15 protein-coding genes are annotated in these 13469 nt (G+C 44.8%); all 15 read right to left on the bottom strand.

Translation table 11 applies throughout. The features are described 5' to 3' along the window. Positions 1–2: 2 nt before the first annotated feature. Complete coding sequence (locus D1151_RS07590) at positions 3–386, bottom strand: SpoIIIAC/SpoIIIAD family protein (protein ID WP_160201418.1); 384 nt, start codon at positions 384–386, stop codon at positions 3–5. A gap of 2 nt (positions 387–388) precedes the next feature. Beyond that, the gene (gene spoIIIAC / locus D1151_RS07585; protein WP_160201417.1) at positions 389–583 is read right to left on the bottom strand and encodes a stage III sporulation protein AC; all 195 of its coding nucleotides are present in this window, start codon (positions 581–583) and stop codon (positions 389–391) included. A 25-nt stretch (positions 584–608) separates the two neighbouring features. After that, positions 609–1124 carry a stage III sporulation protein AB gene (locus D1151_RS07580; RefSeq protein WP_160201416.1) on the bottom strand — a complete coding sequence of 172 codons (516 nt, stop codon included), beginning with the start codon at positions 1122–1124 and terminating at the stop codon, positions 609–611. Continuing rightward, positions 1117–1995 (bottom strand): stage III sporulation protein AA, encoded by an 879-nt coding sequence (spoIIIAA, locus tag D1151_RS07575; protein ID WP_161908498.1) that lies wholly within the window; start codon positions 1993–1995, stop codon positions 1117–1119. The genes D1151_RS07580 and spoIIIAA overlap by 8 nt, the downstream gene beginning before the upstream one ends. A gap of 74 nt (positions 1996–2069) precedes the next feature. Then, complete coding sequence (locus tag D1151_RS07570; protein WP_161908497.1) at positions 2070–2516, bottom strand: acyl-CoA thioesterase; 447 nt, start codon at positions 2514–2516, stop codon at positions 2070–2072. A gap of 92 nt (positions 2517–2608) precedes the next feature. Next, on the bottom strand, positions 2609–6316 hold the full coding sequence (locus tag D1151_RS07565) for a phosphoribosylformylglycinamidine synthase (RefSeq protein WP_161908496.1): 3708 nt from the start codon (positions 6314–6316) through the stop codon (positions 2609–2611). Positions 6317–6337: 21 nt separating this feature from the next. Then, complete coding sequence (purD, locus tag D1151_RS07560; RefSeq protein WP_161908495.1) at positions 6338–7606, bottom strand: phosphoribosylamine--glycine ligase; 1269 nt, start codon at positions 7604–7606, stop codon at positions 6338–6340. A gap of 230 nt (positions 7607–7836) precedes the next feature. Next, complete coding sequence (locus D1151_RS07555; protein ID WP_161908494.1) at positions 7837–9021, bottom strand: phosphoribosylaminoimidazolecarboxamide formyltransferase; 1185 nt, start codon at positions 9019–9021, stop codon at positions 7837–7839. A 37-nt stretch (positions 9022–9058) separates the two neighbouring features. After that, on the bottom strand, positions 9059–9775 hold the full coding sequence (locus D1151_RS07550; protein ID WP_160201410.1) for an IMP cyclohydrolase: 717 nt from the start codon (positions 9773–9775) through the stop codon (positions 9059–9061). Continuing rightward, positions 9776–10360 carry a phosphoribosylglycinamide formyltransferase gene (gene purN, locus D1151_RS07545; RefSeq protein WP_161908493.1) on the bottom strand — a complete coding sequence of 195 codons (585 nt, stop codon included), beginning with the start codon at positions 10358–10360 and terminating at the stop codon, positions 9776–9778. Then, the gene (gene purM / locus D1151_RS07540; protein ID WP_161908492.1) at positions 10354–11397 is read right to left on the bottom strand and encodes a phosphoribosylformylglycinamidine cyclo-ligase; all 1044 of its coding nucleotides are present in this window, start codon (positions 11395–11397) and stop codon (positions 10354–10356) included. The genes purN and purM overlap by 7 nt, the downstream gene beginning before the upstream one ends. Positions 11398–11399: 2 nt before the next feature. Next, on the bottom strand, positions 11400–12113 hold the full coding sequence (gene purC / locus D1151_RS07535; protein ID WP_161908534.1) for a phosphoribosylaminoimidazolesuccinocarboxamide synthase: 714 nt from the start codon (positions 12111–12113) through the stop codon (positions 11400–11402). A gap of 36 nt (positions 12114–12149) precedes the next feature. Next, on the bottom strand, positions 12150–12644 hold the full coding sequence (purE, locus tag D1151_RS07530) for a 5-(carboxyamino)imidazole ribonucleotide mutase (RefSeq protein WP_161908491.1): 495 nt from the start codon (positions 12642–12644) through the stop codon (positions 12150–12152). Between the two features lie 5 nt (positions 12645–12649). After that, complete coding sequence (gene ruvX / locus D1151_RS07525; RefSeq protein WP_161908490.1) at positions 12650–13123, bottom strand: Holliday junction resolvase RuvX; 474 nt, start codon at positions 13121–13123, stop codon at positions 12650–12652. A gap of 59 nt (positions 13124–13182) precedes the next feature. Further along, a complete protein-coding gene (locus D1151_RS07520) occupies positions 13183–13428 on the bottom strand; it encodes an IreB family regulatory phosphoprotein (protein ID WP_160201405.1) in 246 nt (81 codons plus the stop codon). Between the last annotated feature and the right edge of the window lie 41 nt (positions 13429–13469).

The raw sequence follows: 13469 nt of genomic DNA, 5'->3' as shown, positions 1-13469 counted from the left end.
GTTTATAACAGTTCCTCCACCAGACTGATAATCGACACAAATACCGGAATCGCAACACAAAAGATAATCACCTTTCCCGCCAGTTCTACCTTTGCGCCGATCGATGTCTCCCCCGCATCTTTGCAAAGCTGCGAAGTGAATTCGGTAACGTAAGCAATGACGAGAACCTTTATAATAATGGGAAAATATCCTTTTCCGTATTCCAGTTTCTCGTACAGCCCCGATACATACGCCACAGCATATTTCAAGCTGTCAATCATAAAATAGAGAATCAAAATACTGCATGCGATGACCACGTAAATCCCAAACTCCGGCTTATAGCTCTTTACCAGTGTAATCAGTGCCACTGCAAGGAGTGCAAGCATGGCAATTTTTAATATTTCCATCACTAAAATTCCATAAAGACTTTCATCGTTTCAAAGAATTCTGCCAGCATTTTGACGATAATTACCAGCACAATGATTACACCGGCAAGCGTTGTCATCATTGCCATTTCATCCTTTCCTGCCTTAACCAGAATCTGATTCACCAGCGCTATACAAATGCCGATACCTGCAATTTTGAAAATAATACTGATTTCCAATGTCTTTTCCCCCTTTGTTTTATATCTATATCAGTGCAATGGCGATTACAAGACCTGCCGAAAAACCCAGTCTTTCATACATTTTCCCTTTAGAATCAATCCACCTCTGCGCCTCCTCAATCTGCTCATCAAGCTGCCTGTGTAAAAGCAGAAAGTGCTCCTGCTGCCTCTTGAAATCGCTTTGTCCAAGAAAATCTGCGCATTTCTTCATGAGTACTACATCCTGCTCAGTAACAGGAAGACTTTCATATACGAAATCCACCGAATCTTTCCAAAGTTCTCCCATGTCTCTACCGCTTGTCAAATAGCTGGTCAGGCAATTTCTCAGAAGGAGCCCACATGCGCCTTCGTTTTCCGCCGACAGACGCTCAAAAATCTGCGGAAGCGGTTCCTTAAAATAGCTGATTTCTGTGGAAATGTGGAGAAGCAGGCTTTTGAATTCAAGAAGCAGCTGTTTTCGATCTTTGATATCTCGTGCTTTTAACAGTCCGATTGCACCACAGCCTATGACGCCCAGAAATAGTCCAATTATCTTAACCATGGCAAATCTCCTTTACTGTTCCGATAACTGGCTGATCTGTGAGAAATATAATGTAATCAAAAGAATTCCCTTCAACAATTTCCCAAACTCCTGTTTTTTTCAAATCCTCCATGCAGCTTCCGTGCATGGAACAGATTACCTTTACACCGCTTCCGCTGCAGCTTCTGATTGCGTCTGCGTCTGCCTTTGTTCCGATTTCATCTGTAATGAGAAGCTGAGGAGACATGGCACGAACCATCATCTGCATAGCCGATGCCTTTGGACAGCCATCCAGCACATCCACCGCATTTCCAAAAGTATAAGCGCTGATGCCGCCGGACATACCAGCAATTTCAGAGCGCTCATCACAAATACCGACCTTAATACCCTGCAGACTGATATTTCTTGCTAAATCCCGGAGCAATGTAGTCTTACCACAGCCTGGAGGCGAGACAATGAGCAGATTGCAAAGATTCCCCTGTTCATTAAAGACGTAAGGCATGATTTTGTCGCTGCAGCCTATCATCTCTCTGGAATAACGAATGTTGAGAGAACTGATATCACGAATCAGAGTAACCTTCCCATCCTCCACCACTGCTTTGCCGCAAAGACCCACCCGATGTCCGCCATCAATAGTAATGAAGCCTTTTGCGATATCATCTTCGTAAGCATAATAGGAAAATTTCATCAGATTATTTAAGAGACTGTGAATTTGTCCGCCGGTGATATAGCCCTTCAGCAAGTACTGATTTTTCCCTGCGTAAAGCTGTACCGGTTTTCCCCGGTACACTCGAATTTCGTTGATTTCCTCCTGTATTTCCGATGCAAGCCCGCCAATCTGCCGCTGGACTTCTATGGGAAAGCACTGGAAAACTTTCTCAAAATGGTTCATAAAAAATACCTGTCCTTTCTCTAATACTATATGAGTAGGACAGGCAAATATGATTAAAATTTGCGTATGAGATTTTATCTTTTTCTAGCCTTCACTTTCGCTGCGGCTTCTTCCCAAAGTATTTTTTCTTCTTCCGTTTCCGGTATGTATGCAGGCACTTTCTGAGGTCTTCCGGCTTTGTTCATGGAAACCATAGTAAAATGAGCACACAGAGCTTTTTCTGGACCATTTCCGGATTCCATGTCTTCAGAATCTACGCGCACGTAAACGTCCATAGAAGTGTTTCCTACGTATGCAATGGTTGCAGTGCAGGTTACTAGTGCTCCGACAAAAATCGGCAGGTGGAAAATCAGTTCGTCCACTCTAGCTGTAACGCAGTTGCTTCTTGCATATTTCATAGCGCAGGCTCCTGCTGCTGTATCCATAAATTTCATAATTTCACCACCGTGTACATTACCCGCTACATTGGCTTGATGTGGCAGCATAACCTGGCTCATAACAACTTGATACCTTGTATCCATATATAAAACCTCTCTTTCTTTATAAAAATCAGCCTCCGAAAGCTTTTGGCAGGCGGAGGCTAATTCTAACTCTAATTTAACCTATTCATATTTTACTTAAAATATTCTACAGCAGCGCAGAACATACCCATGTCGAAGTCACCTGGCACGTTCTTGTAGAGATTTGCGCCGGTTCTTTCGGAGTGTCCCATCTTGCCCAGTACTCTGCCGTCAGGTGAAGTGATACCCTCGATAGCAAAGTAGGAACCGTTCGGATTGTACTGAATGTCCGAAGTTACATTTCCTTCAAGATCCACATACTGGGTGATAATCTGACCGTTTTCCGCAAGGTCACGAATCAGCCCTTCTGAGGCGATAAATCTTCCTTCGCCGTGGGAAATCGGAACGGTATAAATCTGATCAGGCGTTGTATTTGCAAGCCATGGAGATTTATTGGAAGCAATTCTTGTTCTGACCAGTTTAGACTGGTGGCGGCTGATTTCGTTGAAAGTCAGTGTCGGGCAGTTTTCATCGGTATCGATGATTTTGCCATAAGGCACAAGGCCCAGTTTGATCAGCGCCTGGAATCCATTGCAGATACCCAGCATTAAACCATCTCTGTTGTCCAGTAAATCGGTCACGGCCTCCTTTACTTCCTGATTTCTAAAGAATGCAGTGATAAACTTTCCGGAACCGTCCGGTTCATCACCGCCGGAGAAACCGCCTGGAATAAAGATAATCTGGGATTCACGCACTTTTGCAGCGAAGTCTTCTACGGATTTTCCAATAGAAGCAGCAGTCAGGTTGTTTACAACGAAAATCTCAGCCTCTGCGCCGGCGTCACGGAATGCCTTTGCGGAGTCATATTCGCAGTTGGTACCCGGGAATACCGGAATCAGTACCTTTGGCACATCCACCTTTACCTTAGCATGTGGTCTTTCTGCCGCCTCATAGCGGAAAGTTTCAAGCTTGCTGCTTTCAGTTTCAATGTTGCAAGTGTAAATTGACTCCAGCTTATCCTCATAAATCTTACAAAGATCAGTAAGCGCAAGAGATTCAGCGCCATAAGTGATGGTCTTCTCTGCTGTCGTTTTACCAAGGGTAATCACAGAAAATCCGTCTGCAGAGATTTCAGCTTCTTCTACCAGTTCAGCAACAAATCCGCCGTACTGATAGCCGAAAATGGTTTCCATATCCACAGAATCATAGGCAAAACCGATGTCATTACCCATAGTCATTTTCAATATGGCTTCCGCAACACCACCAAATCCTGGTGTATAAGCGCTGACAATTTTACCGTCTGAGATAAGTCTGTGGACCGTATCGTAAATTTCTTTCAGGCTTTCAGCCTTTGGGAGACCTTCTTTGTCTTTCTCTGGGGTAAACATAACAACATTACCGTCTACCTGTTTAAACTCCGGTGAAATAATCCTCCTAGCATCACCTGTAGTAACTGCAAAAGATACTAGCGTTGGTGGAACGTCAATGTTTTCAAAGGTTCCGCTCATGGAGTCCTTACCGCCAATCGCCGCCACGCCCAGCTCCTTCTGTGCTTTGAATGCGCCCAGAACTGCAGCCATCGGTTTCCCCCAGCGCTTCGGTTCGCGCATTGGTTTTTCAAAGTATTCCTGAAAAGACAGGTACACATCTTCAAAGGACGCTCCCGCAGCAATCAGTTTGGATACGGATTCCACCACTGCCAGATATGCGCTGTGATAAGGACTTGCCTCTGCGATATACGGGTTATAGCCCCAGGACATCAGTGAGCAGGTGTCAGTGTGTCCCTTTTCTACAGAAATCAAGTTTACCATTGCCTGATTCGGCGTTCTCTGTCTGATTCCGCCAAATGGCATTAAGACAGTGCCTGCGCCGATGGTGGAGTCAAAACGCTCGGATAAGCCCCTCTTAGAGCAGACGTTTAGGTCTCCTGCCAGAGCCTTATATGCTTGCGAAAAGCCACCGCTGACTTTCTTTTCAAAGTCCTCGTGCATTGGGATTTCAATATCAATGTGCTTTTCTGCACCGTTGGTGTCAAGAAAAGCTCTGGAAATATTTACAATCGGCTTATCGTTCCAGAAAATCTTTAAATATGGATTTTCCTTTACTTCTGCTACAACTGTGGCTTCCAGATTTTCAGAAACAGCCAGTTCACAGAAACGCTCTACATCACTTTCAGCAACGACAACAGCCATTCTTTCCTGAGATTCACTGATGGCAAGCTCAGTTCCGTCAAGACCATCGTATTTCTTCGGCACTGCGTTCAGGTTAATCTCAAGACCATCAGCCAGTTCTCCGATAGCAACAGATACTCCACCTGCGCCAAAGTCGTTACAGCGCTTAATCAGTTTGGAAGCCTCCGGATTTCTAAAGAGTCTCTGCAGCTTTCTTTCTTCCGGTGCATTACCCTTCTGTACCTCAGCGCCGCAGCTTTCCAAAGATTCAGTTGTGTGGGACTTGGAGGAGCCGGTTGCACCACCGCAGCCGTCACGACCGGTTTTTCCGCCTAGGAGAATGACTCTGTCAGTATCAACAGGTCTTTCTCTGCGCACGTTTTCAGCAGGCGCTGCAGCGATTACTGCGCCTATTTCCATTCTCTTAGCCACGTAGCCTGGATGGTAAAGTTCATCTACCTGCCCTGTAGCAAGTCCAATCTGGTTTCCGTAGGAGCTGTAGCCGTTAGCAGCAGTCGTTACGATCTTTCTCTGCGGAAGTTTTCCTTCCATAGTTTCAGAAACCGGCTTTAACGGGTCAGCCGCACCAGTAACACGCATAGCAGAATATACATAGCTTCTTCCTGAAAGCGGGTCTCTGATGGCACCGCCAACACAGGTTGCAGCACCGCCAAAAGGCTCAATCTCAGTCGGATGGTTGTGGGTTTCGTTCTTAAATAAAAGCAGCCATTTTTCTGTTCTGCCGTCGACATCTACATCGATCTTTACGGTGCAGGCGTTGATCTCCTCAGACTCGTCCAGTTTATCAAGTAAACCGTGCTTTTTCAGGTATTTTGCGGCAATAGTGCCGATATCCATCAAATTAATCGGCTTGGTTCTGCCCAGTTCCTCACGGGTTTTGATGTATTCTTCATAGGTTTCCTGCACTGCAGTATCTTCAAACTTGACACTGTCAATCGTTGTGTTGAAGGTGGTATGTCTGCAGTGATCGGACCAGTAAGTATCGATTACCCTGATTTCCGTAATAGTCGGATTTCTGTCTTCACTTTTAAAGTATTCCTGACAGAATTTTAAATCGCCCAAATCCATGGCAAGTCCGTAGTCTTTCAGAAATTCCAAAAGTCCAGCTTCGTCAAGCTCATTGAAACCGTTTAAAACCGCAACTTCTGTCGGAATTTCGTAGTCCACTTTCAGGGTGTCAAAGGTTTCCAGGGTCGCTTCTCTTGCTTCCACCGGGTTGATAACATACTTCTTAATTTCAGCAAGTTCGGCCTTTGTCAAAGAACCTTGCAGCAGGTATACTTTAGCGGTTCTAACTGCAGGTCTTTCGCCTTTGGAAATAATCTGAATACATTCTGCTGCAGAATTTGCTCTCTGATCGAACTGTCCCGGCAGAAATTCTACCGCAAAAACATAATCTGCTCCTGCAAAATCAAGGTTTTCAAAGGCATCATCTACCTGCGGCTCAGAAAACACAGTGCTTACAGCATAGTCAAATAGTTCTCTGTCCAAGTTTTCAACGTCATAGCGGTTTACAATCCGCAAATCCTGCAAATTCTGAATCTGCAGCAGTTTTACGATATCGTTTTTTAAAGACGCTGCTTCATGGGCGAAAGCTTTTTTCTTTTCAACATATATTCTATAAACCATAATTCTCCCTACTTTGTTTTACTATTTTTCATTTAATGCAGCCAACGCCTTTGCGCCGATATCGTTTCTATAAAACGCATTGTCAAAGGTAACTCTTTTTACGGAGTTATATGCTTTTTCGATGGCTTCTGCAATGTCTGCGCCTCTTTCGGTAACACCCAGAACACGTCCGCCGTTTGTAAGTAGTCTGCCATCCGCAGACAGCTTTGCGCCGGCAATGTAAACATCCTCTACATCGTCGATTTTAATCTCAAAGCCTTTCTCATAGCTGACAGGATAGCCTTCCGACGCCATAACCACACAGCATGCCGCATCGTCTGCAAAGTTGACATTTGCCTCTGCCAAAGTTCCTGCAGCAACATGTTCCATAATCTCAAATAGGTCACTATCGAGAAGCGGCAGCACAACCTGGGTTTCAGGATCGCCAAAGCGGCAGTTGTATTCGATGACCTTCGGTCCATCTTCTGTAATCATCAGACCGAAATAAAGGCAGCCGCTGAAAGATCTTCCCTCTTTGTTCATCGCTTCCATGGTCGGCAGGAAAATTTCTTTCATGCAGCGCTCTGCGATTTCTTCGGTATAATAAGGATTCGGCGCTACGGTTCCCATACCGCCGGTATTCAGTCCTTTATCGCCGTCTAAAGCTCTCTTGTGATCCATGGAAGATACCATCGGAACCAGTGTTTTGCCGTCTGTGAAGGAAAGGACAGAAACTTCCGGTCCTGTGAGGAATTCTTCGATGACAACTTTGCTGCCGCTTTCACCGAAGACTTTGTCTTCCATCATATCCCGGACTGCCTGTTTGGCAGCTTCCAAAGTCTCTGCAATGATAACGCCTTTGCCCAGCGCCAGACCGTCCGCTTTTACCACCACGGGAATCTTGCAGGTTTCCAGATATGCAAGGGCTTTCTCCATCTCTGTAAAGGTTTCATAAGCAGCAGTTGGAATGCCGTATTTCTTCATTAAGTCCTTGGAAAAAGCCTTGCTGCCTTCGATGATAGCAGCTTTTTTATCAGGTCCAAAGCAAGGAATGCCTTCTGCTCTTAAGAGGTCCACAAGCCCCAAAACAAGGGGATCATCCGGCGCAACTACAGCAAATTCAATGGCATTTTCCTTTGCGAATTTTACAATATTTTCAAGATCCTTCGCACCGATATCCACGCAAGTCGCATCAGATGCAATACCGCCGTTACCTGGCAGCGCATAAATTTCGGATACTTTTGGACTCTTTTTTATTTTTTTGATGATGGCGTGCTCTCTTCCGCCGCCGCCAACAACCATAACTTTCATTATTTGATACCTTGTCCTTTCTGGGTATAACTCCATTATACGACTTGCGGCTTGCCAATCGCTTCGCTCTTGGGCCGCAAAAGCATAAGGAGTTCTCATCAATTTACTCCGTAAATTGGAGCAACTCCATTATACGACGCGTTCTTAGCCGGCTAAAGCCGGAGAACGCCAGCATAAGGTCTGCCTTGCCACTCGTGCATGTATCCACATACACTTGCGGGGCAGAACCATTAGTGATGAAACAGTCTCATGCCGGTGAATACGGTAACCATGCCGTATTTGTCGCAGGTTTCGATAACCTGATCGTCACGAACGCTGCCGCCCGGTTCTGCGATATAGGATACGCCGCTCTTCTTTGCCCGCTCGATGTTATCTCCGAACGGGAAGAATGCGTCACTGCCGAGAGCTACTCCTGTAACGGTGTCAAGATAAGCGCGCTGCTCTTTCTTTGTAAACGGTTCTGGCTTTTCGGTAAAGAGGGTTTCCCAAGCGCCATCTGTCAGCACATCTTCGTATTCATCTCCCAGATATATGTCAATGGTGTTATCACGAACAGCTCTGCCTACATCTTCACGGAACGGCAGGTTGATTACCTTGTCTGCCTGCCTTAAATGCCAGAAATCAGCTTTGTTTCCTGCCAGTCTGGTGCAGTGGATTCTGGACTGCTGACCTGCGCCAACACCGATTGCCTGTCCATCTTTTGCATAGGCTACGGAATTGGACTGAGTATATTTTAGCGTAATCAGCGCGATAATAAGGTCGCGCTTTGCTTCCTCGGTTAAAGTCTTATTTTCAGTAACAATATTTGTCAACTGCTCCGGCGTAATCTTGTAATCGTTTCTGCCCTGCTCAAAGGTTACACCGTAGACCTGCTTAATTTCCTGCTTAAAAGGCATATAGTCAGGATCGATTTTGATGATATTGTAAGCACCCTTCTTCTTACCTTTTAGAATTTCAAGCGCTTCATCGGTATAGTCCGGCGCAATAATTCCATCGGAAACCTCTCTCTTTAAAATCGTTGCAGTCACAGCATCGCAGGTATCACTTAAAGCAACCCAGTCGCCGAAGGAGGACATTCTGTCGGTACCCCTCGCTCTTGCATAGGCTGTTGCAATAGGTGAATCGTCAAGTCCTTCAATATCATCTACAAAGCAGGCTTTTTTCAGCGTTTCACTCATCGGAACGCCTACAGCAGCAGATGTAGGGCTGACATGTTTAAAAGAGGTAGCTGCCGGCATACCCAGGGCTTCCTTCAGTTCCTTCACAAGCTGCCAGCTGTTAAAAGCATCTAAAAAATTGATATATCCCGGTCTGCCGTTTAAAATTTCAAGAGGCAGTTCACTTCCGTCAGCCATGTAAATCTTTGCAGGCTTCTGGTTGGGATTACATCCATATTTCAGTTCAAATTCTTTCATTACAATTGCTCCATTCTATCTATCTGTTCTAAAAGGGTTATGCGTTTTTGTTGATCATGCGGTTTTCAGCTGCACCAGTTTCAAGATCAATATATCTTACATAAAGGGAAATTTTATTATTTTCATCAAGGTTATCCCAGATTTCCTTTGTAAATGCGTCGATATCATCTGGAATTTCAACTCGTTCAGGCTCTCCCTGGAAAGTTGGAATCGGATTTCCGTCCTGCACATATGTATGGATAAAATGTCCCAAACCGCAAAGAGCGTCATAGTTGAAATAATAGCGGTTACAAGCTGAGCCTTCCGCATCTGCGCTCTTTAAAATACTCATTTTATAAGTCAGTTTTTCGCCAAATGTAAACATACCACTGATTCTCGGCGTCCAGTTTGGACCGTCCGGCTCAAAACATCTGGTATCCAGTGCTTCCTCAAAGGATTTGCCCTCCTTTAAAAATTCGTAAATCGTGTCGGTCTGATCACCATTAGTTACAATCAGCTTGTTCTCATGTTTACGCATCGGATAATAAATAATCAGAGACGGGTCTTCCACCTTAGATTCATCAAAGGGTTTAATCATCACATTTTCCCCTTCGTCAAGGAAGATTCTGTTTCTGCTGTTTTCACTTCTTCCCATGATGAAATAAGCGCTGACAGCCTTTTTTCCATCTTTAGACTTTCCGAGAACGATGCCTCTGCCAACATAGGAATTCCCTTTGACAGCAGCTTTCATGGTTTTAGTTTCGTAAACGTTCATCTATTTCTTTCCTTTCGCTATTTTTTCACTAATCATTTCGGCTGCTTGTGGAAGCAGCACCCATTCCGCCTGTTCCATAACACGTCTTTGCAAAATCTCCGGCGTATCACCCTCCAGAATCTCAACCGCTTTTTGGGCAATAATCTGACCGCCGTCAGGCACTTCATTGACAAAATGCACCGTAGCACCTGTAAGTTTTACCCCGTAGGAAAGCGCCATTTCATGGACATGCAGACCATAAGCGCCTTTACCGCAAAACGAGGGAATCAATGACGGATGAATATTGATGATTCTATTTTCATAAGCAGAAATAAATTCGCTGCTGAGGATCTTTAAAAATCCTGCAAGAATGACCAGTTCAATGCCTTCAGCTTCCATGATTTTGAGAAGCGCTTCCTCGTCTATCGCAAAAACCGCTTTAATCCCGTTTTCCTGTGCACGTTTTAGGGCATATGCGTTTTCTTTGTTGCTGGCGACCAGCACAATTTCACCGCTGTGTAAAATGCCGCTTTTCTGAGCATCTATCAAAGCTTGCAGATTGGTGCCGCCGCCAGAAACCAGCACAGCAATCTTTGTTTTTACCATAATTCCACGCCTTCCTCACTCTTTACAACCTCGCCGAGGATATATGCGTCTTCACCTGCAGCGTGCAGCACTTCCAGCGCTTTGTCTGCGTCCTTTGCAGAAACGATAACAGTCATGCCCACGCCCATATTAAAGGTGTTGAACATATCTCTTTCAGGAATGCTGCCCTTTTCTGCGATGAGCTTGAAAATTGGCAGAACTCTTACATTTTCCTTTTTTATCTTGGCGCCATAACCTTTCGGCAGACTTCTTGGAATGTTTTCGTAGAATCCGCCGCCAGTGATGTGGGCAGCAGCCTTTACGGTCACTTCATCAAAAAGCTTCAGCATTGGCTTTACATAAATTTTGGTCGGTGTCAGAAGGGTCTCGCCGATGGACTTGCCGCCAAGTTCAGCAACCGGAGTCTTAATATCTTCATTCTCTACATCCAGCACTTTTCTTACCAGAGAAAATCCATTAGAATGCACGCCAGAGGAAGGAAGTCCGATAATGACATCGCCCTCTTCTACGGTTTCTTTTTTCAGTACCTTTGACTTGTCCACAACGCCTACGGCAAAACCGGCAAGATCGTATTCGTCTTCCGGATAAAAGCCCGGCATTTCAGCAGTTTCACCGCCAATAAGGGCTGCTTCCGACTGTATGCAGCCTTCTGCAACGCCGCTTACAATCTGCGCAACCTTTTCCGGATAATTCTTTCCAACTGCAATATAGTCAAGAAAGAACAGAGGTTTTGCACCAACGCAAAGAATATCATTGACACACATTGCAACACAGTCAATGCCCACTGTGTCGTGTTTGTCCATCAAAAATGCCATCTTCAGTTTGGTACCTACGCCGTCAGTACCGCTTACCAGCACCGGGCGCTCCATTCCTTTCACGTCCAGTTCAAAGAGACCGCCAAAACCGCCGATATCATCGGGTACATTGCCAAATACCATGGTCTTCGCCACATGCTCTTTCATCAGTTCTACTGCTTTGTAACCCGCAGTAATATCAACACCGGCTTCTTTGTAGCTTTCGCTGAAACTTTTTCCCATTCTTATTTCTCCTCTAAAATTCTCTTAAATACTTCCTGGTAAGCGTCTTCAACGCCGCCCATATCTCTTCTAAATCTATCTTTATCCAGCTTTTCGTGGGTTTTGCTGTCCCAGAATCTACAAGTATCCGGTGAAATCTCATCGGCAAGTACGATGGTGCCATCTGCTGTTTTACCAAATTCCAGCTTGAAGTCGATTAAATCGATTCCGTCCGCTGCCAGATATTCTCTCAAAATAGCGTTGATGTCGAGGGCCATTTTCTTAATGGTTTCAAGTTCTTCCTCTGTAGCAAACTCCATAGCGAGAATGTGATAGTCGTTTACCATTGGATCGCCCAGATCGTCGTTCTTATAGCTGAACTCTAAGACTGTGCGTTTCATTGGATAGCCTTCCTCAACGCCGAGTCTTTTTGCGAGAGAGCCTGCCGCAATATTTCTTGCGATGACTTCGAGGGGTACGATAGAAACTTTCTTTACAACGGTTTCTCTATCACTTAATTCTTCTACAAAGTGGGTCGGAATGCCTTTTTCCTCTAACATTTTCATCAGGAAATTGGACATTCTATTGTTAATGGCGCCTTTTCCTGTAATGGTGCCTTTTTTTAGTCCGTTAAAAGCGGTAGCATCGTCTTTGTAGGATACAATGCAAAGATTTTTATCATTGGTTGCAAATACCTTTTTTGCTTTTCCTTCATAGAGCTGTTCTTTTTTTTCAATTGTCATTTGATTCATCTTCTTTCTATACTTAATTCATTATTTATTATACTTTTCTTCAATTGCTGCATTTTTAGAAAGAACCTTATCAGCAGCTTCTTTTCTCTGGATGTCAAGCTTTGCCGCAATTTTACTGTCCTCTATGCCAAGCATCTGAATAGCAAGAAGTGCCGCATTCTGGGCACCATCAATAGCTACGGTTGCAACAGGAATACCGCCCGGCATCTGTACCGTAGACAGGAGTGCATCCAGTCCGTCCAGTGTAGATGACTTTACCGGAATTCCGATAACAGGAAGGGTTGTGCTGGCTGCAATGGCGCCTGCCAGATGAGCTGCCTTTCCTGCTGCTGCAATAATTGCGCCAAATCCGTTTGCTCTGGCATTTTGCGTAAACTCTTTGACTTCTGACGGTGTTCTATGGGCGGAATATACGTGAACCTCGTAAGGCACGCCGAATTCGTCCAAAGTCGTCATTGCTTTCTCAACTACAGGAAGGTCGCTGTCGCTTCCCATGATGATTCCGATTTTTTTCATGTATTTTAACCTCCAAAAGAATTGTTATCAGTTTCTTCTAATCGCTTTTCTGTTGCGAGACGGTCAAGATAACTCTGCATAATAATCACTGCTGCCTGCTTATCGATGACCTTTTTTCTCTTGCTGCGGCTGACATCCGCCTCGATCAGGACTTTTTCTGCCATGACCGTAGTCAGTCTCTCGTCTTGCCACACAACCTGTATATTCTTCATACCGGTGCTGCGCATTTTATTCTCCAGCATGGTACGAAACTCGTAAACTTTTTCTGTCTGAATGCTGTCGGTGCCGTCAAGCTTCTTCGGCAGTCCGATGACGATGGTGTCGCACTCATACTCTTTTACTAAATCTAAAATTTTGCCGGTGTCCTTGCGAATGCCTACCCTCTCCAAGGTCATCAGACCCTGCGCTGTAATACCAAGGGCGTCACTTAATGCAATACCTACTGTCTTATCTCCCACATCAAGGGCTATTTTTCTCATGTGATTTACCTCTCAAAAGGAACATCGGCAGGGAAAATAATCCTGCCGATGCTTCTATATTACTTTCTCAAGTAGTCTCTCAGAATCTCTTCTACCAAGTCATCTCTGTCAATGCGGCTAATCATGGTTCTCGCATTATTGTGGCTTGTAATGTAGGATGGGTCACCAGAAAGAATGTATCCAACCATCTGGTCGATTCCATTATACCCTCTCTCTTCTAAAGCAGCATAAACAGTCTCCAGTACTTCCTTGGTAGTTCTCTGCTGAGTCTTTGCTGCATCAAACATAATTGTCTTTCTTTCCATGAATTATGACCTCCTTCATGTGGCTAGTACGGCTCGTACTT

The organism is Emergencia sp. 1XD21-10 (assembly GCF_009936045.1).
In the GTDB taxonomy this organism is placed as follows: Bacteria; Bacillota; Clostridia; order Peptostreptococcales; family Anaerovoracaceae; genus Senimuribacter; species Senimuribacter intestinalis.
This window is presented reverse-complemented; position numbering and strand designations above follow the sequence as displayed.